The 22,334-nt window shown below is 73.7% G+C and carries 23 protein-coding genes; 16 read left to right on the forward strand and 7 right to left on the reverse strand.

All coding sequences use genetic code 11. The features are described from left to right. Nucleotides 1–44: 44 nt before the first annotated feature. A complete protein-coding gene (locus IF01_RS0101060) occupies nt 45–1,088 on the forward strand; it encodes an agmatine deiminase family protein (RefSeq protein ID WP_030391274.1) in 1,044 nt (347 codons plus the stop codon). 34 nt (nt 1,089–1,122) lie between these two features. On the opposite strand, the gene IF01_RS0101065 is transcribed toward IF01_RS0101060, so the two are convergent. After that, entirely contained in the window at nt 1,123–1,347 is a 225-nt protein-coding gene (locus IF01_RS0101065; RefSeq protein WP_030391275.1) for a hypothetical protein, read from the reverse strand. Nucleotides 1,348–1,491: 144 nt separating this feature from the next. Between IF01_RS0101065 and IF01_RS0101070 the strand changes: the two genes are divergently transcribed. Continuing rightward, a complete protein-coding gene (locus IF01_RS0101070) occupies nt 1,492–2,100 on the forward strand; it encodes a TetR/AcrR family transcriptional regulator (RefSeq protein WP_051741946.1) in 609 nt (202 codons plus the stop codon). A gap of 15 nt (nt 2,101–2,115) precedes the next feature. Here IF01_RS0101070 and IF01_RS0101075 read toward each other — a convergent pair whose 3' ends face one another. Then, entirely contained in the window at nt 2,116–3,723 is a 1,608-nt protein-coding gene (locus IF01_RS0101075) for a PP2C family serine/threonine-protein phosphatase (protein ID WP_051754798.1), read from the reverse strand. Nucleotides 3,724–4,016: 293 nt separating this feature from the next. On the opposite strand from IF01_RS0101075, the gene IF01_RS0101080 reads away from it, so the two are divergent. The 3 genes from IF01_RS0101080 (at nt 4,017) to IF01_RS0101090 (ending at nt 6,111) form a co-directional block, all read left to right on the forward strand. After that, nucleotides 4,017–4,565 (forward strand): hypothetical protein, encoded by a 549-nt coding sequence (locus IF01_RS0101080; RefSeq protein ID WP_149030491.1) that lies wholly within the window; start codon nt 4,017–4,019, stop codon nt 4,563–4,565. A 134-nt stretch (nt 4,566–4,699) separates the two neighbouring features. After that, nucleotides 4,700–5,380: a thioredoxin-like domain-containing protein gene (locus IF01_RS0101085; protein ID WP_030391279.1), complete on the forward strand. Its 681-nt coding sequence runs from the start codon at nt 4,700–4,702 to the stop codon at nt 5,378–5,380. Next, nucleotides 5,377–6,111: a DUF305 domain-containing protein gene (locus IF01_RS0101090; RefSeq protein WP_078879557.1), complete on the forward strand. Its 735-nt coding sequence runs from the start codon at nt 5,377–5,379 to the stop codon at nt 6,109–6,111. Before IF01_RS0101085 ends, IF01_RS0101090 begins: the two co-directional genes overlap by 4 nt. Before the next feature lie 166 nt (nt 6,112–6,277). Here the strand turns inward: IF01_RS0101090 and IF01_RS0101095 are convergent, their stop codons facing one another. Then, a complete protein-coding gene (locus IF01_RS0101095) occupies nt 6,278–7,750 on the reverse strand; it encodes an MFS transporter (protein ID WP_030391281.1) in 1,473 nt (490 codons plus the stop codon). Between the two features lie 142 nt (nt 7,751–7,892). Between IF01_RS0101095 and IF01_RS0101100 the strand changes: the two genes are divergently transcribed. Together IF01_RS0101100 and IF01_RS0101105 are read left to right on the forward strand one after the other, a co-directional pair. Further along, complete coding sequence (locus IF01_RS0101100; protein ID WP_078879558.1) at nt 7,893–8,408, forward strand: MarR family winged helix-turn-helix transcriptional regulator; 516 nt, start codon at nt 7,893–7,895, stop codon at nt 8,406–8,408. A gap of 105 nt (nt 8,409–8,513) precedes the next feature. After that, entirely contained in the window at nt 8,514–9,059 is a 546-nt protein-coding gene (locus IF01_RS0101105) for a GNAT family N-acetyltransferase (RefSeq protein ID WP_030391283.1), read from the forward strand. A gap of 37 nt (nt 9,060–9,096) precedes the next feature. On the opposite strand, the gene IF01_RS0101110 is transcribed toward IF01_RS0101105, so the two are convergent. Beyond that, on the reverse strand, nt 9,097–9,609 hold the full coding sequence (locus IF01_RS0101110) for a methylated-DNA--[protein]-cysteine S-methyltransferase (RefSeq protein ID WP_030391284.1): 513 nt from the start codon (nt 9,607–9,609) through the stop codon (nt 9,097–9,099). After that, the gene (locus IF01_RS0101115) at nt 9,606–11,177 is read right to left on the reverse strand and encodes a DNA-3-methyladenine glycosylase 2 family protein (protein WP_030391285.1); all 1,572 of its coding nucleotides are present in this window, start codon (nt 11,175–11,177) and stop codon (nt 9,606–9,608) included. The genes IF01_RS0101110 and IF01_RS0101115 overlap by 4 nt, the downstream gene beginning before the upstream one ends. A 171-nt stretch (nt 11,178–11,348) precedes the next feature. On the opposite strand from IF01_RS0101115, the gene IF01_RS0101120 reads away from it, so the two are divergent. Next, a complete protein-coding gene (locus IF01_RS0101120; RefSeq protein ID WP_375340965.1) occupies nt 11,349–11,804 on the forward strand; it encodes an ASCH domain-containing protein in 456 nt (151 codons plus the stop codon). A gap of 78 nt (nt 11,805–11,882) precedes the next feature. On the opposite strand, the gene rsgA is transcribed toward IF01_RS0101120, so the two are convergent. Both rsgA and IF01_RS0101135 read right to left on the reverse strand, forming a co-directional pair. Next, nucleotides 11,883–13,043 (reverse strand): ribosome small subunit-dependent GTPase A, encoded by a 1,161-nt coding sequence (rsgA, locus tag IF01_RS0101125; RefSeq protein ID WP_030391287.1) that lies wholly within the window; start codon nt 13,041–13,043, stop codon nt 11,883–11,885. A gap of 311 nt (nt 13,044–13,354) precedes the next feature. After that, complete coding sequence (locus IF01_RS0101135; protein WP_078879560.1) at nt 13,355–14,650, reverse strand: YihY/virulence factor BrkB family protein; 1,296 nt, start codon at nt 14,648–14,650, stop codon at nt 13,355–13,357. A gap of 313 nt (nt 14,651–14,963) precedes the next feature. On the opposite strand from IF01_RS0101135, the gene IF01_RS51320 reads away from it, so the two are divergent. The 8 genes from IF01_RS51320 (at nt 14,964) to IF01_RS0101175 (ending at nt 22,206) form a co-directional block, all read left to right on the forward strand. Next, the gene (locus tag IF01_RS51320; protein ID WP_310593185.1) at nt 14,964–15,047 is read left to right on the forward strand and encodes a putative leader peptide; all 84 of its coding nucleotides are present in this window, start codon (nt 14,964–14,966) and stop codon (nt 15,045–15,047) included. A gap of 196 nt (nt 15,048–15,243) precedes the next feature. Next, a complete protein-coding gene (locus IF01_RS0101140) occupies nt 15,244–16,968 on the forward strand; it encodes a nitrite/sulfite reductase (protein WP_030391289.1) in 1,725 nt (574 codons plus the stop codon). Next, nucleotides 16,965–17,144 (forward strand): eL43 family ribosomal protein, encoded by a 180-nt coding sequence (locus tag IF01_RS0101145; RefSeq protein WP_030391290.1) that lies wholly within the window; start codon nt 16,965–16,967, stop codon nt 17,142–17,144. The genes IF01_RS0101140 and IF01_RS0101145 overlap by 4 nt, the downstream gene beginning before the upstream one ends. Further along, nucleotides 17,125–17,826 carry a phosphoadenylyl-sulfate reductase gene (locus tag IF01_RS0101150; protein WP_233290303.1) on the forward strand — a complete coding sequence of 234 codons (702 nt, stop codon included), beginning with the start codon at nt 17,125–17,127 and terminating at the stop codon, nt 17,824–17,826. Before IF01_RS0101145 ends, IF01_RS0101150 begins: the two co-directional genes overlap by 20 nt. A 50-nt stretch (nt 17,827–17,876) precedes the next feature. Further along, a complete protein-coding gene (gene cysC, locus IF01_RS0101155) occupies nt 17,877–18,476 on the forward strand; it encodes an adenylyl-sulfate kinase (protein ID WP_255360254.1) in 600 nt (199 codons plus the stop codon). After that, nucleotides 18,473–19,429: a sulfate adenylyltransferase subunit CysD gene (gene cysD / locus IF01_RS0101160; protein ID WP_030391293.1), complete on the forward strand. Its 957-nt coding sequence runs from the start codon at nt 18,473–18,475 to the stop codon at nt 19,427–19,429. The genes cysC and cysD overlap by 4 nt, the downstream gene beginning before the upstream one ends. Continuing rightward, nucleotides 19,429–20,769 (forward strand): sulfate adenylyltransferase subunit 1, encoded by a 1,341-nt coding sequence (locus IF01_RS0101165; RefSeq protein WP_030391294.1) that lies wholly within the window; start codon nt 19,429–19,431, stop codon nt 20,767–20,769. The genes cysD and IF01_RS0101165 overlap by 1 nt, the downstream gene beginning before the upstream one ends. Nucleotides 20,770–21,024: 255 nt before the next feature. Further along, entirely contained in the window at nt 21,025–22,206 is a 1,182-nt protein-coding gene (locus IF01_RS0101175; protein ID WP_078879561.1) for an aliphatic sulfonate ABC transporter substrate-binding protein, read from the forward strand. The last annotated feature ends 128 nt before the right edge of the window (nt 22,207–22,334 follow it).

The following is a 22,334-nucleotide window of genomic DNA, read 5'->3' on the forward strand; positions in this document are numbered from 1 at the left end:
CTACTCCCCCGTACCACTCACCCGCTTCACCGAAGGACCTCGCGATGACCACCCCCGCCCCCGCCTCGCTCGGCTACCGGATGCCCGCCGAGTGGCACCCGCACGACCGGACCTGGATGGCCTTCCCCACCAGCAACCCGACCTTCGACACCCCGGAGAACCTGCACACCGGCCGCGAGGCCTGGGCCGCCGTCGCCAACACGATCGTCCGGTACGAGCCGGTCACCCTGGTGGTCAACACCGGTGAGACCGCGGAGGCCCGCAAGTACGTCTCCGAGCAGGTCGAGATCGTCGAGCGCCCGCTCGACGACGCCTGGATGCGCGACATCGGCCCGTCCTTCCTGATCGACGGCGAGGGCGGGCTGGCCGCCACCGACTGGATCTTCAACGGCTGGGGCGCCCAGGGCTGGGCCCGCTGGGACAAGGACCAGCACATCGCCGAGCACATCACCGAGCTGACCGGCGTCCGCCGCTTCGCCTCCCGGCTGATCAACGAGGGCGGCGGCATCCACGTCGACGGCGAGGGCACCGTGCTCGTCACCGACACCGTCCAGCTCGGCGAGGGCCGGAACTCCGACTGGACCCGCGAGGAGGTCGAGGCCGAGCTGCACGCCTTCCTCGGCACCACCAAGGCGATCTGGCTGCCGCGCGGACTCACCCGCGACTACGACGAGTTCGGCACCCGCGGCCACATCGACATCGTCGCCTCCTTCGTCCGCCCCGGTGTCGTCGTCGCCCACGTCCAGCCGGACCCGGCGCACCCCGACCACGCGGTGTGCCAGGAGCTGGTGGCGATCCTGCGGGCCTCCACCGACGCCCGGGGCCGCGCGCTGGAGGTCGTCGAACTCCCCGCCCCGACCGTCCTGCTGGACGAGGACGGCGAGCCGGTCGACTACTCCTACATCAACCACTACGTCGCCAACGGCGCCGTGGTGCTGTGCGCCTTCGACGACCCGCGCGACCAGGAGGCCGCCGCGATCCTCGCCGAGGCCTACCCCGGCCGCACGGTCGAACTGGTCGACGCCCGCGAGATCTTCGCCAACGGCGGCGGCATCCACTGCATCACCCAGCAGCAGCCGAAGGCCTGATCCGGCCGGGCCGTACCACCGGTGGGGCCCGGCCCTACCGGTGGTACCTGCCCAGGTCGTCGGTGGTGAGGCCGTGGGTACTGTGCATCGCGATGGAGCTGTAGGAGGAGCGCAGGGCCCGCAGCTGGGCGAGGCGCTCCTGCTCGGCCAGCAGCCCGTCGAGGTTCTCGGTCGGGCCGCCACGACGCCGGTGCAGGAACACCGCCAGACCGGCCACCAAGGCGGCGAGGCCGGCGAACAGAAGGACCAGAGCGACCATCGGGCCACCTCCTCCGATCGGGAACACCCCGACCGGTACGTACCCGGAGGAGCGGTAGGTCGAACCGGCCGGGCTCCCGCTCCGTGGCCCGCCGGGCACGGTGGGTATCGTGAAGGCACCTTGAACCCCGGAGGAGCAGCACCGATGGCCGACGCCCGCCCGCGCCGACCGGCCCGCCCGCGCGAGGAGGTCTTCGCCACCGCCCGCGCCGCGATCGCCGAGCACGGGCTGGCCGGCCTCACCATGGCCGGCCTCGGCAAGAAGCTCCAGATGAGTGCGGGCCACCTGCTCTACTACTTCGGCAGCAAGGACCAACTGCTGCTGGAGACCCTCCGCTGGAGCGAGGAGCAGCTCGGCGCCCGCCGCCGGGAGATGCTCGCCGACGGCGCCCGCGACGTCCGGGGGCGGCTGGACGAGTACACCGCGCTGTACCTGCCGGAGGGCCCCGGGGACCCGCGCTGGATCCTCTGGGTCGAGGTGTGGGGCCGCTCCCCCGCCAGCGAGGAGCTGCGGCAGGGACAGCTGGAGATCGAGGGCCCCTGGCAGGCCGACCTGGTCGCCCTGATCGAGGAGGGCACCGCCGTCGGCCGCTTCGGCCCCGGCGACGCCACCGAACGCGCCGTCCAGATCCGCGCCCTGCTGGACGGCCTCGCCGTCCCGATCGCCCTCGGCCTCACCGGAGCACGCCGGAGCCGCGCGCTCCACCTCGCCGGGTCCGCCTGCGGCACCCTGCTGGCCGCCGCACCCGCCTGAGCGGACCGGGTCCGGCTACTCGGTCCAGATCGCGGCGGCGGTCCGGTCGTCGGTGTAGCCCTTGGCGCGGACCTGGACCTGGCGGAGGAAGTCCACGGTGCCCGGCGGGTGCGGGTGCGCCCAATGCGAGGCCAGGAAGTGCGCGACGGCGGGCTCGTCCGCGACCGGGCGGGCCAGCCCCGGGGTGCAGAGCAGCAGGATGTCCCCCGGGGTCGCCGGGACCATCCGGAAGCGGAACGGGCGCGGGCCCGGCACCGGGGACTCCGGCACCGGCGGCTGGCCGTCGGGGTGGTGCAGCAGCCGGGCCGCGTACGCGTCGATCCAGTGGCCGGAGCGCAGCAGGTACAGCCCGCCCGGGCCGACCCCGAACGCCGCCCGGTACCCGGCCTCCGGGTCCAGCGAGGCCAGCAGGCAGTGCAGCGAGGCGGGGGACGGCTCCTCCTCCGCCTCGGCCGCCGCCCGGTCCTCAGCACCGTCCGATGTGCCGACCGGGCTGAGTGCGCGGAGCGGGGCGACGGCGCTGAGCGCGAGCCGCTGGAGGCCGTAGCGGAGGCGGTCGCGGGCGCCGTCGCGCAGGTCCGCGGCGAGTCCCTCGCGGCTGCGGCCGACCGCGGCCGCGAGCTGGCGGCAGGCCTCGGCACTCGCGGTGGCGACCAGGCCGGCGGCCGGACCTGAGTGGTCGAACCCGCCGAGCACCGCGAGCAGCAGCCCGTCCGCGCCCTCGCCGAACCGGGTGACCAGCAGCGAGTCCCGCCGGGGTTCGCCGCGGTAGCGGGCGGAGTCGCCGCGGACGGAGACCGCCCGCAGGGTGGTGGCGGCGTACTGGGCGCCCTCCAGCACGGTGTCGGCGACGATGCCGCCCAGCGCGCCGGGGTCCGCCTCGGGGACGGCGGTCGGTTCGGGGCCGTACGTGGGCGGGCGTTCGCCGACGTGCGGCACGGCGGGCGCAGACGCGGCCCGCCCGGGGCGGGGGTCGGGCCGGGGGGCGGGCGGCGCGGGCGCGGGTTCGGGCGCGGAGGCTTCGGGCGCGGGAACGGGAGCTTCGGGCTCAGGAGCAGGCTCGGGTTCAGGAGCAGGCTCGGGAGCAGCGGCCACCTCGGCCAACGGCTCAACCGGCTCCGGGGCAGGCTCGGGCACGGAATCCGGCTTGGCCCGGGGCTCGGGCACCCGGGGCGCCGGTTCCGCGGCCACCTCCACGGCCTCCGGCAGCTCGGCCAGGGCCGCGGGTCCCGCGTCCGCCCAGGCGGGAGCGGGGAAGCGGCGGGTGTCGTCGGCGCCCGGAGCCTCGTCCGCCGGGTGCTGCGGAGCGATCACGCCGACGGCGGTGTCGAACCAGTCGTCGATGCTGTCCCGTTCCAGCACCTTCTGGTCGGCCCGCACCGGCTCGGGCTCCACGACTGCCCCGGCCTCCCCGGAGTCCGCTGCCGCCCCGGGGGCCCCGTCACCGCCCCGCTGCTGCCCGATGAGTCCCGCCGCCGTCTCGAACCAGTCGTCGACACTGCCCTCCCCCGGTCCGGCGTCCGGGGTGTCGGGGAGGGTGCCGGCCGGTCCCGCGTAGACCGTGTCCCACCAGCCGTCGTCCGGCCGGAGCTGCTGCTGCGCGGGTGCACCCTGTTCGGTCATCTGGCGGCTCCTGGTCACTGCTGCTCGTCGCTCGCTGCTTCTGACGCCGCCCCCGGGCGGGCTCGACGTCATTGTCCCCAAGTGCAACGACGCTGTCCGGGTTTCGGCGACAACCACGCACACATCGGCCGATACCGATCACCGCGTTCGGCGCCCGTTTCGCTTCCGTTCCTCCCGCAGTCGACCGAACCGCCCGGACCAGGGCGTTTCCGGGGTATTCAGGCGGCTCCGCGCCCGAAAATGAGAACCGGGGAGGGGGCTCGCTTCACCCGTTCGGCTGATTAAATGTGCGCATGACCGCGTCGGCCCCCAGCACACCCCGGCCGGGGAGGGCCGCTCTCGCGGTCCGCCCGGTGGGCGTGCTGTGGATCCTGCTGCTGGTCGGGCTGCTGACGGCGCTGCCGTGCGCGGCGCACGCCAAGGCGGCCACGGCCGAGCGATCCGGCTCCCCGGTGACCGTTCCGGCCGACCCCCCGGTGGGGCCGCCGACCGGACTCGGCGCCGTTCCCCGGGCCGACGCACCCCCGTACCTCCTCGGCACCGCCGCCACCGGTCCGGCCACCACGCCGCAGACCCTCGCCGACCGCCTCCGCGCGGAGAGCCACCGGCACTGGACCTGGTGCTCGGTCGACGGCGACCCGCCGCACCGCAACAGCGGCTGTTCCGGCCACCCGTACTGCGCCCAGGACGCCCAGCTCCCCAACCCGCCGCCGCAGCAGCAACCCGCCGCGGCACTCCGGCCGGAGACCGCCGAGGCGCCGCCCCGGGTGGCGCCGGCCGGGCTGCTGGTCGGGCCGCACCCCGTACCCGACCTGCACGAACTCCAAGTACAACGGTCCTGAGCGGAACCCGCCGCCGGCCCCGGCCCTCCCCCGCCGCCCAACACGCGCCGGGCGGGCGGGACCGACGGATCCGCCCCCTCCCACCACCTCTTCAGACCGCCGTGCCCGATGCGCGGTGGGGACAAGGACATCTCATGGGTTCCGCCTCCAAGCAGTCGAACAAGGCCCAGGGCAACAAGCCGAGCGCCAAGCAGGCGAGCAACGACCGCCGCGCCCGGATCGCCGAGCTGCGCGCCGCCGAGCAGCGCCGCGACCGCCGCAACAAGATCATCGCGGGCTCGGTCGCGGGTGTCCTGGTGATCGCCGCGATAGCCACCGGCACCTGGATCGTGGTCGACGCCAACAAGGACAAGAAGGCCAAGGCCGCCGCTGCCGCCGCCCCGATCGACGGCGTCCAGACCTTCGGCGACCTGAGCCGCAACCACGTCAAGGAGAAGGTCACCTACCCGCAGACCCCTCCGGTCGGCGGTGACCACAACGCGGTCTGGCTGGACTGCATGGGCACCGTCTACGACCAGCCGGTCGAGAACGAGCGCGCCGTCCACTCGCTGGAGCACGGCGCGGTCTGGGTGACCTACAACGGCAAGGCCACCCCCGACGACATCAAGACCCTCTCGGACAAGGTGAAGGCCACCCCGTACTCGCTGATGAGCCCGTACCCGGACGAGAAGGGCACCATCACCCTGAACGCCTGGTCGACCCAGCTCGTCGTGGACAGCGCCAGCGACCCCCGGGTGAACCAGTTCTTCACCAAGTACGTCCAGGGCAAGCAGACCCAGGAGCCGGGCGCCTCCTGCTCGATGGGGCAGATGTGACCGCCGCCGAGGCGAACGGCCACGAGACGGACGGCCACGAGGACGCGGTCCCGGACGCCGCTCCGGCGGCCTCGCGCCGACGGATCTGGTGGCCGGCCGCGCTGGCCGCCGCGCTCGCCCTCGCGCTCGGGGTGCCGGCCCTGGTGGCGGGCGGGACGTCGGCCTCCGGCACCTCCTCGCTCAGCGTGCCGGCCGACGACTCCCCGGAGGCCGGGTTCGCCCGCGACATGGCGACCCACCACCAGCAGGCGGTGGACCTGTCGTTCATCGTCCGGGACCGGACCACGGACGAGCCCACCCGCACGCTGGCCTTCGACATCATCAACACCCAGGCCAACCAGCGCGGGATGATGATGGGCTGGCTCGACCAGTGGGGGCTCACCCAGCACTCCCCGGCCAAGCCGATGGCCTGGATGGCGATGGGCGGGCACGGGCACGGCGCCGACTACCAGGCGCACGACGGTTCGCTGATGCCCGGCATGGCCACCAACACCCAGCTCGCCAAGCTCCGCTCGCTGAGCGGGCGGGAGGCCGAGGTGTTCTACCTGCAGCTGATGCTGGAGCACCACAAGGGCGGGGTGGAGATGGCCCAGGGCTATGTCGACATGGCGCACAACGAGTCGGAGAAGCGGCTCGCGCAGTCGATGGTGATCGGCCAGACCTCGGAGATCGGCCTGATCACCGACATGCTCAAGGATCGCGGCGCCGCCCCGGGCGTGCCCGCCTCCTGAGCCGCCCGGCGGTTCAGCGGCACAACGACACAGCGGCACAGCGACACGGCACTATCCGCACCGCGGCACAGCACGGCCGGGGCGGTGGACGGGACTCCCGTCCACCGCCCCGGCCGTTGCCGTGTCCGGACCCGCGCCCCCGTGCCGTCCCTGCCCGGAGCGCCGCTCAGCGCCGCCGCACCGGCCGGGAGAGCAGGACGGCGAGGCCCGCGACGACGGCGAGCGCCAGCAGGACCGCGCGCCCGCCCACCGCCGGGCCGGCCAGGTGGACGCCGAGCACCGGCAGCGCGGTGCCGAGCGCCGTACCGAGGCTGCGGGCCATGTTGACCATGCCGCCGCCGACCGCCGAGCACTCCGCCGGGATCGCCCGCATCACCAGCGCGTTGTTGGCCGGCAGCAGCAGGCCGAGACCGCCGCCGAGCACCAGCAGCGGGCCCGCCAGCAGCACCGCGGGCGCGCCCAGGGCGGGCAGCAGCGCGCAACCGAGCAGCCCGGCCCCGGCGAGGGCCGCGCCGCAGCGGCAGCGGGCGACATCGGACCAGCCGCGCGGCAGCAGCCCGCCGCCGACCGTGGCGGCCACCGCGAACGCGGCCGGGAGCACGGTGATCACCAGACCGGAGCGCGCGGTCGGGAGCCCCGCCTCGGCGAGCAGCACCGGGCCGAGAACCAGCGGGCAGAACAGCAGCAGGTAGCCGATCAGCGCGACCGCGAGGCCGGGGCGGACACCGGGGGTGTTGACCAGGCCGGGAGCGAGGATCGGCCGGGTGGCGCGGCGCTCCTGGCGGACCAGTGCGAGCGCGCACAGCACGGCGGCGGCCAGCAGGGCGGCGACCGCCCAGGCGGGCAGCGGCAGGCCGGAGGCGGCGGAGAGGGCGAGCAGCAGCGCGGTGGTGGAGCCGCCGAGCAGCAGCAGGCCGGCCAGGTCGAAGCGCCCGCCGTCCGGCTCCGGGCCGACGACGGGTCCGATGACGGGTCCGGCGGCGGCACGCGGGAGCGCCGGTGCGGCCTCGGGCCTGGTCCGGGGCAGCAGGAACCACCCGGCCACGATGCCCACCACGGCGACCGGCACATTGATCCAGAACACCCAGCGCCAGGAGGCGTGCGCCACCAGCAGCCCACCGAGGCTGGGGCCCAGCGCCAGGCCGAGGCCCTGCGCGGCGGCCTGCACCCCGAGCGCCCGGCGCATCGCGTGCCCGGGGACACCGCGCGCGACCAGGGCGACGCTGTTGGCCTGCATCATCGCGCCGCCCACGGCCTGGACCGCCCGGCAGGCGACCAGGGTGCCGAGGCCGCCGGCGAACCCGGCCCCGAGCGAGGCCAGCCCGAAGACGGCGAACCCGCCCAGGTACATGGTCTTCCGGCCGACCAGGTCGGACAGCCGGCCGATCGGCGCCAGCAGTGCGACCAGGACCAGCAGGTACGCGAGGGCGACCCACTCGACGGCCGCGAACCCGGCGTCGAACCGGTGCTGGAGCGCCGGGTAGACGAGCGCGGTGACGCTGGCCGTCAGCTGGCCGAGGAACGCCCCCAGGCAGACCGTCCCGACGGCGAGCCAGTGGGCGTACCGGCGGCCGGCTATGCCGCGCGGTCGGGGGCGCTCGGCGAGCAGCCGGGCGGTGAGCGTCGACGCGGCGTTCATACTGCGAAATATATCGGATGCAGATATGTTCGTTCTACGATTTATTCTGGATGCGACCGGTCCGTTACCCAGCGGGACCGGTCGCCCCCGACCGGTCCGCGGCCGTCAAAGGGCACCGGTACCAGGCGCTACGCTGTCGGCCATGCCGTCGTCACCGTCCGTTCCCGAATCCACCGCAGGCCCGCAGGACATCGAGCCGCAGGACACGGAGCCGACGACGATCGAACGCGCCCGCCGGCTCACCGACGCCGTCACCCGGCTCCGCCGCGCCCTTCGCAGCAGCATCCGGACCGACTACCCGTGGGAGTCCCTGCCGATGGCGCAGGTCGAGCTCCTCCAGACGCTCGCCGCCGCCCCGCTCCGGGTCGGCGAACTGGCCGCCCGGCAGCGGCTCGCCCCGAACACCGTGAGCGGACTGGTCGGCAAGCTGCTGGAGGCCGGCTTCGTCGACCGCCAGGCCGACCCCGGGGACCGCCGCACCGCCCGGATCGCGCTCACCCCGGCCGGGCGCCGCCAGCTCGACGACTGGCAGCGCGCCCACGAGCGCCGGATCGCGGGCGCCCTCGACACCCTCTCCACCGCCGACCGCGACGCCGTGATGCACGCGCTGCCCGCCCTGGAGAACCTCGCCCGCGCCCTCGCCGAGCCCCCGGCCTGAAGCCGGCCCGGGCCCGGCATGAGCCCGGCCCGAGCCCGGCCCGAGCCTCGCCCGAGCTGCGAAAACCGTTACCGCCCCCACCGACGGGGCCACTATCGTCCGGCCATGGACGCCCCCGCGCTGCGACTCGAACCCTGGACCGACGCCGATCTCGCCCTGCTGCGGTTGATCAACACCCCGGAGATGCGCCGGCACGTCGGCGGTCCGGAGAGCGAGGAGCGGATGCTCCACCGCCACCGCCGCTACCTCGACTTCGTCCCCTCCGGGATCGGCTGCATGTACCGCGTGGTGCTGGAGACCGAGGACGTGCCCGGCGGGGTGTCCCGGGCGGTGGATGTCGGCAGTGTCGGCTACGCCGAGCGCGCCTGGCAGGGCGGCACCGTCTACGAGATGGGCTGGAACGTGCTCGCGCCCTACCGGGGCCGGGGCATCGCCGCCGCCGCGGCGCGGGCCGCCGTCGAGGCCGCCGCGCGCACCGCGCGCCACCGCCACCTGCACGCCTTCCCCTCGGTGGACCACCCCGCCTCCAACGCCGTCTGCCGCAGGGCCGGCTTCACCCTGGTCGGCGAGACCGACTTCGAGTTCCCGCCCGGCCGCTGGATGCGCAGCAACGACTGGCGGGTGGACCTCGGCGCGCTCACGGGCGCCTGACCCGCACCGGCGGGAACCGGGAGACCGGGCCCCGGGCTCAGAACAGGCTGGTGCCGCCCTCCAGGTCGAGCAGCCAGCGCTTGCGGTCCACCCCGGCGGCGAAGCCGGTGAGGGCGCCGTTGGCACCGACCACCCGGTGGCAGGGGCGGACGATCAGCAGCGGGTTGGCGCCGACCGCGCCACCGACCGCGCGGACGGCGCGCGGGGACTCGCCGGCCAGATCGGCGAGCTGCCCGTAGGTGACGGTCTCCCCGTACGGGATCCGGTCGAGCGCCTCCCAGACCCGCCTGCGGAAGTCGGTGCCGACCGGGGCGAGCGGCAGGTCGAAGGCGGTGCGCTCGCCGGCGAAGTACTCGGTGAGCTGGGTGGCCGCGACCGCGAGCGCGTCCGGGTCGTGCACCCAGTCGTCGGCGGGCTCGGCGAGCGCGTACTTCTGGCCGGGAGCGGTCACGGTGGCGAGCCCGGCCGGCCCGCCGTCCTCCGGCAGGACGCCGCTGAGCAGCAGCCGGCCGAAGGGGCTCTCCAGGAAGGTGAAGACGGTGGTGCTCATGCGGGGGTGTTCTCCGTTCGGGTGCTGAGGTCGTCGGCCGGGGCCGCCCAGAGGCGGTGCACGGCATAGGAGCGCCAGGGGGCCCAGGCGTCGGACGCGAGGGCGGCGGACTTCGGGTCCCCCGGGGCGCCGAGCCGGAGCAGTCCGTGCTTGACGCCGATGTCGCTCGGGAGGAAGACGTCGGGGTCGGCGAGCGCGCGCATCCGCAGGTATCCGACGGTCCACGGGCCGATGCCGGGCAGGGCGAGCAGTTGAGCGGCCGCCTCCTCCCGGTCGACGCCGCCGTCCAGCCGGACGGTGCCCTCGGCGAGGGCGGCGCACAGGCCGGTGAGCGCGCGGCGCCGGGCGGCCGGCATCGCGAAGTCCTCCGGGTCGGCGGTGGCCAGGGCGGCGGCGGTCGGGAAGAGCAGCCGCAGTCCGCCACTGGGTTCGGGCAGCGCGGTGCCGTACTTCTCGGCCAGCCGGCCGGCCAGGGTGCGGGCCGCGCCGACGGTGACCTGCTGGCCGAGGACGGCGCGCACGGCGAGTTCGTGCGGGTCGACGTGGCCCGGCGAGCGCAGCCCGGGGCGGGCCCGGACCAGCGGCCCGAGCAGCGGGTCGGCGCCGAGCTGCTCGTCGACCGCGACCGGGTCGGCGTCCAGGTCGAACAGCACCCGCAGGCGCTGGACGGCGGTCGGCAAGTCGCGCAGGTCGGTGAGGAAGAGCCGGCAGTCGAGCCACCCCCGGGTGGCCGACCGGTCGGTGCCCAGGCCGTCCACCTCGGCGATGCCGGTGCCGTACGGGAGCGCGAGGGTGCGGCGGTAGGTCCGCACCCCGGGGCCCGGACCGGGCACGACCTCCTCCACGCCCGGGACGGCCCGCAGCGCGAGGAAGTCGATCAGGTGGTCGCTGTCCAGGGCGCCCCGGTAGGCGAGCCGCAGGGCGAGGCCGCCGGCCGGGGTGGCGGCGCGCCGGCCGGCCGCGACCTCGGCGCGCAGCCCGCTCGGGGTGCGGTCGTAGATCTCGCGCACGGTGTCGTTGAACTGCCGGACGGAGGCGAAGCCGGCCGCGAACGCGATCTCGGTGACCGGCAGCCCGGTGGTCTGGAGCAGCAGCCGGGCGGTCTGGGCGCGCCGGGCGCGGGCCAGCGCGATCGGCCCGGCACCGAGTTCGGCGGTGAGCTGGCGCTGGAGCTGGCGGGAGCTGTAGCCGAGGCGGTCGGCCAGACCGGCCACGCCCTCGCGGTCCACCACGCCGTCGCCGATCAGCCGCATGGCCCGGCCGACCAGGTCGGCGCGCTGGTTCCACTCGGGCGAGCCGGGGACGGAGTCGGGGCGGCAGCGGCGGCAGGCGCGGAAGCCGGCGTGCTGGGCGGCGGCGGCGCTGGGGTAGAAGGTGCAGTTGACGCGCTTCGGGGTCACGGCCGGGCAGCTCGGCCGGCAGTAGATGCCGGTCGAGGTGACGGCCGTGAAGAAGACGCCGTCGAAGCGGGCGTCCCGGCTGTCCACGGCGCGGTACCGGATGTCGTCGTCGATCACGCTGTCCAGTCTGCGGCACCGGAGGGGCGTCGACCGGCGGAAATCGGACATGGGCGTCGGCCGCTCCCCCGACCGACCGGGGCACCGGGCGCGGTGGAAAACCAGGAGCCCGCGCCCGCTCCGGCCGGGTAGCCTGCCCGACGCCCGACGTGCCACGACATTCCCCGGTGTTCCCCGGTGTTCGCAGTGCTTCCCGATGTTCCCCGACCGACAGGAGATCCCGTGTCCGAGCAGCCCTACTCCGGTCCGGACGACCCCCGGGTCACCGCCCTGCGGGTCGAGGAGTTCGCCTTCCCCGGCCCGCTGCGGGACCAGCTCGTCGACGCCGTGCTGTCCGGGGCCAAGACCAGCACCACCGGCCTGGTCACCCAGTACGAGGCCGAGGACGAGCCGGTGCCGCGGGTCGGGACCCGGAGCGCCGTGGTGGACTCGGCCGGGCGGATCGTCGCGGTGACCGAGACCACCGAGGTCCGGATCGTCACGCTCGACGAGGTCGACCTGCAGCACGCCCTCGACGAGGGCGAGGGGTACACCACGGTCGCCGAGTGGCGGGCCGGGCACGAGCGGTTCTGGCACGGCGACGAAATGCACGCGGTGCTCGGCGACCCGGACTTCACCGTGGAGGACGACACCCGGGTGATCCTGGAGCGGTTCCGGCTGGTCGCCGACTTCCGCTGACGGCCGCCGCCCACCCCCGACCCGCCACCGGCAGCGGCGGCGGGCCGGACGGGCGGGGCGGCAGCCGCCGGCCCGACGTCACCGCTTCACGGGGCCTCCCGCGGCGCGCATCGACTTGGTGATGGTCTTCCACTTCTTCAACCGCTCGGAGGCGAGCCGGGCGTCCGAGCGGGAGGCGATCCACTCGTTCTCCCGCTGGAGCTTGAGGTAGCTGTCCATCCGCCGCTCGGGCAGCGAGCCGTCCTCCAGCGCGGCCCGCACGGCGCAGCCGGGCTCGCCGGCGTGGTGGCAGTCGTGGAAGCGGCACCCCTCGGCCAGTTCCTCGATGTCGGCGAAGGCGAGCGCCACGCCCTCGCCGCCGTAGAGGCCGACCTCGCGCAGGCCGGGGGTGTCGATCAGCACCCCGCCGCCGGGCAGCAGGACGAGCTCACGGGTGGTCGTGGTGTGCCGGCCCTTCTGGTCGCCGGAGCGGGCGGCCTGGACGGTCATCACATCGACCCCGGCGAGCACATTGGTCAGGGTGGACTTGCCGACGCCGGACTGGCCGAGCACGGCGGTGGTGCCGGGCGTGCAGGCGCGCAGCACGTCGATCCCCTCGCCCGTCTCGGCGCTGACCACCAGGACGGTGACGCCGGGCGCGGCGGCCTCGACGTCGGAGCGGATGAAGTCGGCGTCGTCGACCAGGTCGGCCTTGGTGAGCACGACCAGCGGCTCGGCACCGGACTCCCAGGCGAGGGCGAGGAAGCGCTCGATCCGGCCGAGGTCGGGCTCGGCGGCGAGCGAGGCGGCGATCACCACGGTGTCGACGTTGGCCGCGAGCACCTGGCCGTCGGAGCGCTTGCCCGCGACCTTGCGGATGATCGCGGTGGAGCGCGGGAGCAGGGCCGCGACCGCGGGCATGGGCAGCCCGGGCGAGAGGTCGACGGCGACCCAGTCCCCGGTGCACGGGCAGTTGATCATGTCGGCGTCGCCGACCTGCCGGGTGTCGGCGCGGACGGTGCGGAGCTCGCCCGTCCCGGGGTCGACCAGGACGGCGTCGCACCGGCCCCGGTCGATCCGAACGATCCGGGCCGGGACCAGGCCGGCCTCGGCCAGCGGCGCGAACAGTTCGTCGAGCGCGGTGGTCCAGCCGTAGCCGGCCAGCGATCCGGCGGCCTCGGCGGGCGCGGAACCGTCGGCGCCGGCGAAGGCGGTGGAGGGGAAGGAGGAGGAGAACGGAGCGGAGGCAGCGTTGAACAACGCAGTGGGCCCTTCGGGAGGAAAGTGGTCCCGCCGGGCTGCTGCGGCTGCGTGCGCGAAGGGCTACGTCAGCCGGCGGCCGGGAGGGAGAGGTGAACGCGGTCGCTGCCCAGGGCAGCCGTCATGGCAATCGTGGCCACGAGACTCACCTCCTGCTTTCTCTCCTCGGACGGCGCACCACACCGCCCGAACCGGACGTCCAACACGCTAGCGGGGCCGACCGGCCCTGCCAACCGGTTTTTCACCTGCGGTCGCGTCCACCACCTTCGGGGTTCAGTACGCCACCCGCGGGGTCCCGTGCGCCCCGGAGCTCACCGCCGGTCCCACGGCGGGCTCGGCGGACGGCCCGGCAGCGGGTACTCGGGCGGCGGCGCGGTGGGCCGGTCGCTGTCCGGCGGCGGCGGGGCCGGCCGGTGGTGCGGACCGCCGCCGCGCGCCGTGATCCGGCCGCGGACGTTGTCGGCCGCGAGCACGTCGGCCCACCGCTCGGGGTACTCGGAGGGCACGTCGGCGTCCTCGCCGTCCTCCTCCCAGTACTCCTCCTCGCCGCCCTCGGCGAGGCCCAGCTCGCGGGCCCGGCGGGCCCGTTCGACGGCGCGCCGGGCGGCCACCTCGCGGACCACGGCGGCGGCGGCCTCCTCGTGCGCGCGCTCGTTCTCGGCGCGGGCGTCGGCGGTCTCCAGGGTGGGCCAGCGGCGGTCTATGGCCGCGTTCATGGCGGCGCCGATGAGCACCGCGAGCGCGACCACGAAGATCCACAGCAGTACGGCCACCGGCGCGGCCAGCGAGCCGTACACCGAGTGGCCCTCGATCGAGCTGACCAGGTAGAGGCGCAGCGCGACGCTGCAGAAGACCAGCACCACCAGGGCGACCAGCGCGCCGGGGATGTCCTCGCGCCAGGGCGTGGAGACCGGTACCGCCAGGTGGTAGAGCGTCGTCAGCGAGACGATCAGCAGCAGGATCGCGAACGGCCAGTAGGCGGCGTTGATCAGCCCGCCGCTCTCCGGCACGGCGTTGGTCACCAGTTCGGGCCCGGCCATCAGCAGCGGCAGCACCAGCGAGCCGATCACCAGCGCGCCGAGGTAGAGGCCGAGCGACATCAGTCGGGTCTTGACGATGCCGCGCTTGCCGTCGAGCCCGTACATCACGGTGATGGTGTCGATGAAGATGTAGAGCGCCCGGGATCCGGACCAGAGCGACAGCAGGAAGCCGATCGAGATGAGGTCCGGCCTGGTCTGGTCGAAGACCTGGCGGAGCAGCGGCTGGACGACCTGGGTGATGGAGGAGTCCGAGAGCACCGTGCCGGCCGCCTTGACGATGTCGGCCTTCAGCTTGTCGATGGTGCCCGCGCCGAGGAAGTCGTCGAGGTAGCCGAGCGTGCCGGCCAGGCAGAGCAGCAGCGGCGGGATGGAGAGGAGGGTGAAGAACGCCGCCTCGGCGGCGAGCCCGGTGACCCGGTACTCGACGCAGGTGTTGGTGGTGTCCTTGACCAGCGCCCAGACGGTGGTCCGCCAGGTGGCCTGCTTGGCCGCCCGCCGGGACCCCTTGCCCCGACGACGGGAGGGGCGCTCGGGGGCCGACCGGGTCGTTTCGCCTGCTGCTTGCACAGGCCCAACGTTATCGGGCCCGGACCGGTCGGCCGCTCTCCCGGGGCACGGGCGCGACACGGGCGGCGCGCGGACGGTATCCGGGCCGTGCGCGAGCAGGGCCCGGGCGGCGTGCGAGCGGCGTGCGGGCGCTGAGAAGAACGCGGAGAAGAACGCGGAGAGGAAGCGTCCCGCCGGCGCGGAAAAGAAGGGGATCCAGGGGCCGGTCGGCGGGAGCGGCGGGAACGCGCCCGCATCTCGCCATCCGAAACTACGAGGTCCAAAATGCGGACGTTAGTGGACCGCGAGTCGTGCTCCGTGCGAATCTCTTGCCATGCCGAGCGCCGGAACCACCCTAGTTGGTCGACTTCACGTCGATCTCCTTCGCGTGTCCAGCGCCATCTGTCCGGTGACCTGAGCCCAACCCCGCCGCCTCCCACCGCACCCGGCGCCACCTCACCGCCATCCCCGTCGAAGCGGATGCGCAGGCGCCGCCCGGCCGCCGCGAAAGCTCCCCCGGTCCTGAGAAACCCGCAGGTCACAGCAGCTTCGCCGGTCGAGCACGCCCCGCGACCAACTCGGCGTCAGAGCCACCTGCCCCGAAGGACTTCACCATGGCCACCACCCCCGAGACCGCCGAGCCCACGGCCGAGAGCGCCCCGGCGCGCCGCCCCGTCGCAGCTCGCAAGGTGACCCGTCACCGCGGCGAGGGCCAGTGGGGCATGGGTCACTTCACCCCCTTGAACGCCAACGAGCAGTTCAAGAAGGACGACGACGGTCTCAATGTGCGGACACGTATTGAGACGATCTACGCGCAGCGGGGCTTCGACTCGATCGACCCGGCCGACCTGCGCGGCCGGATGCGCTGGTGGGGGCTGTACACCCAGCGCAAGGAGGGCATCGACGGCGGCAAGACCGCGATCCTGGACCCGCACGAGCTCGACGCCGAGTACTTCATGCTCCGGGTCCGGATCGACGGCGGCCGGCTGACGGTCGCCCAGCTGCGCGCCATCGCCGAGGTCTCCGAGGAGTACGGCCGCAACACCGCCGACCTGACCGACCGGCAGAACGTCCAGTACCACTGGATCCGGATCGAGGACGTCCCGGCGATCTGGCAGAAGCTGGAGGCCGTCGGCCTGTCCACCACCGAGGCCTGCGGCGACACCCCGCGGGTCATCCTCGGCTCCCCGGTGGCCGGCATCGCCGAGGACGAGATCATCGACGGCACCCCCGCCATCGACGAGATCCAGCGCCGCTTCATCGGCAACAAGGACTTCTCCAACCTGCCGCGCAAGTTCAAGTCCGCCGTCTCCGGCTCGCCGCTCCTGGACGTCGCCCACGAGATCAACGACATCGCCTTCGTCGGCGTGGTCCACCCCGAGCACGGCCCCGGCTTCGACCTCTGGGTCGGCGGCGGCCTGTCCACCAACCCCAAGCTCGGCGTCCGGCTCGGCGCCTGGGTCCCGCTCGACGAGGTCGCCGACGTCTACGGCGGCGTGATCGGCATCTTCCGCGACTACGGCTACCGCCGGCTGCGCAACCGCGCCCGGCTGAAGTTCCTGGTCGCCGACTGGGGCACCGAGAAGTTCCGCCAGGTGCTGGAGGACGAGTACCTCAAGTACAAGCTGGTCGACGGCCCCGCCCCGGCGGAGCCGAGCGGCCGCTGGCGCGACCACGTCGGCGTGCACCGGCAGAAGGACGGCCGCTACTACGTCGGCTTCGCACCGCGGGTCGGCCGGGTCGACGGCAAGCTGCTCGGGCAGATCGCCGACCTCGCCGAGGCCCACGGCAGCGACCGGCTGCGCACCACCGCCGAGCAGAAGATGATCGTGCTCGACATCCCCGAGGACCGGGTCGAGTCCCTGGTGGCCGGCCTGGAGGCGCTGGACCTGCGGGTCACCCCCTCGCCGTTCCGCCGCGGCACCATGGCCTGCACCGGCATCGAGTACTGCAAGCTCGCCATCGTCGAGACCAAGGAGCGTGGCCGCACGCTCATCGACGAGCTGGAGCAGCGGCTGCCCGGGTTCGCCGAGCCGCTGACCATCAACATCAACGGCTGCCCGAACGCCTGCGCCCGCATCCAGGTCGCGGACATCGGTCTCAAGGGCCAGCTGGTGACGGACGAGCAGGGCAACCAGGTCGAGGGCTACCAGGTGCACCTGGGCGGCGCGCTCGGACTGGAGGCCGGCTTCGGCCGCAAGGTCCGCGGCCTCAAGGTCACCAAGGACGGCCTGCCCGACTACGTCGAGCGCGTCCTGACCCGGTACCAGGAGGACCGCACCGAGGGCGAGCGCTTCGCCCAGTGGGCGGCCCGGGCCAGCGAGGAGCAACTGTCGTGAGTGAGCGTGCCGCCCCCTTCTTCTGCCCGTACTGCGGGGACGAGGACCTGCGTCCGTCCGAGGCCGGGCACGGCGCCTGGGAATGCCACGGGTGCCGCCGGGCCTTCCAGTTGAAGTTCCTCGGCCTGCTGTCACCGAGCAATGGGGGTAACCGGAGTGACCGGCACGACGACTGACTTCGAGGAGCTGGCCACCAGGGCCGGCCGCGAGCTGGAGGAGGCCGAGCCGCAGGAGATCCTGCGCTGGGCCGCCGACACCTTCGGCAAGCGCTTCTGCGTCACCTCCTCGATGGAGGACGCGGTCGTCGCCCACCTGGCCTCCTCGGTGTTCCCCGGGGTCGACGTGGTGTTCCTGGACACCGGCTACCACTTCCCGGAGACCATCGGCACCCGGGACGCGGTGGCCGCGACCATGCCGGTCAACGTCATCACGCTCACCCCGGCGCTGACCGTGGCCGAGCAGGACGCCCAGTACGGGCCGGAGCTGCACGACCGCGACCCGGACCAGTGCTGCGCGCTGCGGAAGGTCGAGCCGCTGAACCGCGGCCTGGGCGGCTACGACGCCTGGGCCACCGGACTGCGCCGCGACGAGTCGCCGACCCGCGCGAACACCCCGGTGGTCTCCTGGGACCCCCGGCGCCGCAAGGTCAAGCTCGCCCCGATCGCCCGCTGGACGCAGGAGGACGTGGACGCCTACGTCAACGCCAACGGCGTGCTGCTCAACCCGCTGCTGTGGGAGGGCTACACCTCGATCGGCTGCTCGCCGCTCTCCTGCACCCGCAAGCCGGGCGAGGGCGAGGACGCCAGGTCCGGCCGCTGGTCCGGCTCCGGCAAGACCGAGTGCGGCATCCACCTCTAGACCCGACCCCGGCAGACCCACCGTCGACCCCCGTTCTAAGGACTTCCACCGTGACCACAGCCGACACCCCGGCCGCCGCCGGAGCCGCAGAGGCGGCCCCCGCGGCCGGTCCCTGCGAGCGCGGCGCCACCGTGTGGCTGACCGGGCTCCCGAGCGCGGGCAAGACCACGCTCGCCTTCGCCCTGGCCGACCGGCTGCGCGCCGAGGGCCACAAGGTCGAGGTCCTGGACGGCGACGAGATCCGCGAGTTCCTCTCCAAGGGCCTCGGCTTCAGCCGCGAGGACCGCCACACCAACGTCACCCGGATCGGCTTCGTCGCCGAGAAGCTCGCCGCCAACGGCGTCAAGGTGCTCGCCCCGGTGATCGCCCCGTTCGCGGACTCCCGCGCGGCGGTCCGCGAGCGGCACGGTGCCAACGGCACCGCGTTCCTGGAGATCCACGTCGCCACCCCGGTCGAGCTCTGCGCCGAACGCGACGTCAAGGGGCTGTACGCCAAGCAGGCGGCCGGCGAGATCTCCGGCCTGACCGGCGTCGACGACCCGTACGAGGCCCCGGAGCACCCGGAGCTGCGGCTGCAGACCCAGGGACGCGAGGTGGCCGACTCCGCCGCCGAGCTGCACGTCTTCCTGACCGAGAGGGGCCTGGCATGACCACCGCGACGGACAGCCTGCTCCGTAACGACGACCCCGACCAGAATCCGGAGGGGCCCTTCGCGCTGTCCCACCTGGACGCGCTGGAGGCCGAGTCGGTGCACATCTTCCGCGAGGTCGCGGGGGAGTTCGAGCGCCCGGTGATCCTGTTCTCCGGCGGCAAGGACTCCATCGTCATGCTGCACCTGGCGCTCAAGGCCTTCCGGCCGGCCGCGATCCCGTTCTCGCTGCTGCACGTCGACACCGGCCACAACTTCCCCGAGGTCATCGAGTACCGGGACCGGGTGGCGGCCGAGCACAACCTGCGGCTGCACGTCGCCTCGGTGCAGGACTTCATCGACGACGGCCGACTGCGCGAACGCCCGGACGGCACCCGCAACCCGCTGCAGACCGTCCCCCTGCTCGACGCCATCGAGAAGGGCCGCTTCGACGCCGTCTTCGGCGGCGGCCGCCGCGACGAGGAGAAGGCCCGCGCCAAGGAGCGCGTCTTCTCCCTGCGCGACGAGTTCGGCGCCTGGGACCCGCGCCGCCAGCGCCCCGAGCTGTGGTCGCTCTACAACGGCCGGCACGCCGTCGGCGAGCACGTGCGCGTCTTCCCGCTCTCCAACTGGACCGAGCTGGACGTCTGGCAGTACATCGAGCGCGAGTCCGTCGAACTCCCGGAGATCTACTACGCCCACGAGCGCGACGTCTTCGCCCGCGGCGGCATGTGGCTGACCGCCGGCGAGTGGGGCGGCCCCAGGGACGACGAGCCCGTCGAGCGGCGGCTGATCCGCTACCGCACCGTCGGCGACATGTCCTGCACCGGCGCCGTCGACTCCGACGCCGCCACCATCCGGGCCGTCATCGCCGAGATCGCCGCCAGCCGCCTCACCGAGCGCGGCGCCACCCGGGCCGACGACAAGCTCTCCGAGGCCGCGATGGAAGACCGCAAGCGCGAGGGATACTTCTAATGAGCACCACCCCGACCGGCACGACCCGGACCGGCACCGCCACCTCGCTGCTGCGCTTCGCCACCGCCGGCTCCGTCGACGACGGCAAGTCCACCCTGGTCGGCCGGCTGCTGCACGACTCCAAGTCGGTGCTCGCCGACCAGCTGGAGGCCGTCGAGCGGGTCTCCCTCAGCCGCGGCCAGGAGACGCCCGACCTGGCGCTGCTCACCGACGGCCTGCGCGCCGAGCGCGAGCAGGGCATCACCATCGACGTCGCCTACCGCTACTTCGCCACCCCCCGGCGCCGGTTCATCCTCGCCGACACCCCCGGGCACGTGCAGTACACCCGCAACATGGTCACCGGCGCCTCCACCGCCGAACTGGCCGTCGTCCTGGTCGACGCCCGCAACGGCGTCGTCGAGCAGACCCGCCGGCACGCCGCCGTCGCGGCCCTGCTGCGGGTGCCGCACGTCGTGCTGGCCGTCAACAAGATGGACCTGGTCGACTACGCGGAGCCGGTCTTCGCCGCCATCGCCGCCGAGTTCACCGCCTACGCGGCCTCGCTCGGCATCGGCGACGTGCTCGCCGTCCCGATCTCCGCACTCGCCGGGGACAACGTCGTCGAGCCCTCCGCGCACATGGACTGGTACGGCGGCCCGACCCTGCTGGAGCACCTGGAGACGGTCCCGGTCGGCAGCGACCCGAGCGCCGAACCGACCCGCTTCCCGGTCCAGTACGTGATCCGCCCGCAGACCGAGGAGCACCCGGACTACCGCGGCTACGCGGGCCAGCTGGCCTCCGGCGTGCTGCGGGTCGGCGACCCGGTCACCGTGCTGCCCTCCGGCCACACCACCACCGTCACCGGCATCGACGTGCTCGGCCGCGCCACCGACATCGCCTGGACCCCCCAGTCGGTCACCGTGCGCCTGGCCGACGACATCGACATCTCCCGCGGCGACCTCATCGCCACCGGCCCGGCCCCCGTCCCCACCAGGGACATCGAGGCCACCGTCAGCCACCTCAACGAGCGTCCGCTGCGGGCCGGCGACAAGGTGCTGCTCAAGCACACCACCCGCACGGTCCGGGCGCTGGTCAAGGAGATCGGCTACCGGATCGACATCGACACGCTGGAGCGGCGCTCCGGCGCCGACGGCCTGAACGTCAACGACATCGGCCGCGTGGTGCTGCGCACCGCCGAACCGCTGGCGCTCGACGACTACACCGACAACCGCCGGACCGGATCGTTCCTGCTGATCGACCCGGCCGACGGCACCACCCTCACCGCCGGCATGGCGGGCGAGGCCTTCGGAACCGTACGCACCACCGACGACAGCGAACCCGACGAGGAGGACTGGGTCTGATGCCCAGCGAGGCGTTCTCGGGCATGGACAAGGAAGGCGGCCGCATCGGCAGCGGCGTCCTCGGCAGCGGCCAGGGCGGCCTGACGCGATGTGCGGGCCGACAGGGCTGAGAAGCGCCCTGTCACCGGACCGACTGCCCCGACCGCAGGCCGGCCCGGCTTGCCCGGCACCCCGCACGGTGCCGCAAGCACAACCTTGACCGAACTTCCGCCCCGAGACCGCTTCCTGACGGTCCGTCCGCGAACAGGACTCACCATGGCACCGAACCAGGCACTGTCGCACGGCCACGACCCGCATCCGACCACTCGCCCCCGCGCCGGCCGGATCAGACGCTCCGCCGTGACCGTCGTGGCCGGCCTCACCGCCGTCGCGCTGCTCTCCGCGTGCAGCTACGGCTCCAAGAACGACGACAAGAAGACCAACACCGCCGCCCCCGCCGCCGATTCCGCCTCCGGCGGGGCCGCGGCCAAGCTCTCCGCCGACACCGTGCGGATCGGCTACTTCGCCAACCTCACCCACGGCACCCCGCTGGTCGGCCTCCAGGACGGCATATTCCAGAAGGAGCTGGGCTCCACCCAGATCAAGACCCAGGTCTTCAACGCGGGCCCGGCCGAGATCGAGGCGCTCAACGCCGGCTCCATCGACATCGGCTGGATCGGCCCCTCCCCGGCGATCAACGGCTTCACCAAGTCCGAGGGCAAGTCGCTGAAGATCATCGGCGGTTCGGCCTCCGGCGGCGTCAAGCTGGTCGCCAACCCGGACAAGATCACCTCGCTGGACGACCTCAAGGGCAAGAAGATCGCCACCCCGCAGCTGGGCAACACCCAGGACGTGGCGCTGCTCAACTACCTGGCCGGCAAGGGCTTCAAGGTCGACGCCCAGTCCGGCGCCGGCGACGTCAGCGTGGTCCGCTCCGACAACAAGGTCACCCCGGACGCCTACAAGCAGGGCTCCATCGACGCCGCCTGGGTGCCCGAGCCGACCGCCTCCAAGCTGGTCACCCTCGGCGCGAAGGTCCTCCTCAACGAGAAGGACATCTGGCCGGACAAGAAGTTCGTGATCACCAACATCATCGTCTCGCAGAAGTTCCTCACCGAGCACCCCGACGTGGTCGAGGCCGTACTGCGCGGCTCGGTGAGCACCAACGCCTACATCAAGGCCAACCCGGACAAGGCCAAGGCCACCGCCAACGAGGCGATCAAGAAGGAGGCCGGCAACGCCCTGGAGCCGGCCATCCTCGACCCGGCCTGGGCCGACATCGACTTCCTGGACGACCCGCTGGCCTCCACCCTGCAGACCGAGGCGGACAACGCGGTCACCGCGGGCCTGCTCAAGAAGCCGAACCTGAACGGCATCTACGACCTCACCCTGCTCAACAAGGTGCTGAAGGAGAAGGGGCAGAGCCCCGTCGCGGACGCCGGCCTCGGCGCCAAGTAGCGCCCGCCGTACCGCAGTACCGCGCCCGAAACCCCGAGGTCCGGCCCCCACCCGTCCGTCCGTTGCCCGCTCGATGCCCCGAGCACGGCCGGGCGGGGCCCGGCCCTCGGCCCCGCTCCCTCGTCGCC

The sequence above is a fragment of the Kitasatospora purpeofusca genome (assembly GCF_000718025.1).
In the GTDB taxonomy this organism is placed as follows: Bacteria; Actinomycetota; Actinomycetes; order Streptomycetales; family Streptomycetaceae; genus Kitasatospora; species Kitasatospora purpeofusca.

Coding starts and splice junctions, on each gene's coding strand:
- IF01_RS0101085 (WP_030391279.1), top strand. CDS start 4,700: ATGGGTTCCGCCTCCAAGCAGTCGAACAAGGCCCAGGGCAACAAGCCG.
- IF01_RS0101070 (WP_051741946.1), top strand. CDS start 1,492: ATGGCCGACGCCCGCCCGCGCCGACCGGCCCGCCCGCGCGAGGAGGTC.
- IF01_RS0101165 (WP_030391294.1), top strand. CDS start 19,429: ATGAGCACCACCCCGACCGGCACGACCCGGACCGGCACCGCCACCTCG.
- IF01_RS0101075 (WP_051754798.1), bottom strand. CDS start 3,723: ATGACCGAACAGGGTGCACCCGCGCAGCAGCAGCTCCGGCCGGACGAC.
- IF01_RS0101060 (WP_030391274.1), top strand. CDS start 45: ATGACCACCCCCGCCCCCGCCTCGCTCGGCTACCGGATGCCCGCCGAG.
- IF01_RS0101100 (WP_078879558.1), top strand. CDS start 7,893: ATGCCGTCGTCACCGTCCGTTCCCGAATCCACCGCAGGCCCGCAGGAC.
- IF01_RS0101110 (WP_030391284.1), bottom strand. CDS start 9,609: ATGAGCACCACCGTCTTCACCTTCCTGGAGAGCCCCTTCGGCCGGCTG.
- IF01_RS0101065 (WP_030391275.1), bottom strand. CDS start 1,347: ATGGTCGCTCTGGTCCTTCTGTTCGCCGGCCTCGCCGCCTTGGTGGCC.
- cysD (WP_030391293.1), top strand. CDS start 18,473: ATGACCACCGCGACGGACAGCCTGCTCCGTAACGACGACCCCGACCAG.
- IF01_RS0101105 (WP_030391283.1), top strand. CDS start 8,514: ATGGACGCCCCCGCGCTGCGACTCGAACCCTGGACCGACGCCGATCTC.
- IF01_RS0101115 (WP_030391285.1), bottom strand. CDS start 11,177: ATGTCCGATTTCCGCCGGTCGACGCCCCTCCGGTGCCGCAGACTGGAC.
- IF01_RS0101095 (WP_030391281.1), bottom strand. CDS start 7,750: ATGAACGCCGCGTCGACGCTCACCGCCCGGCTGCTCGCCGAGCGCCCC.
- IF01_RS0101175 (WP_078879561.1), top strand. CDS start 21,025: ATGGCACCGAACCAGGCACTGTCGCACGGCCACGACCCGCATCCGACC.
- IF01_RS0101140 (WP_030391289.1), top strand. CDS start 15,244: ATGGCCACCACCCCCGAGACCGCCGAGCCCACGGCCGAGAGCGCCCCG.
- IF01_RS51320 (WP_310593185.1), top strand. CDS start 14,964: ATGCCGAGCGCCGGAACCACCCTAGTTGGTCGACTTCACGTCGATCTC.
- IF01_RS0101080 (WP_149030491.1), top strand. CDS start 4,017: ATGACCGCGTCGGCCCCCAGCACACCCCGGCCGGGGAGGGCCGCTCTC.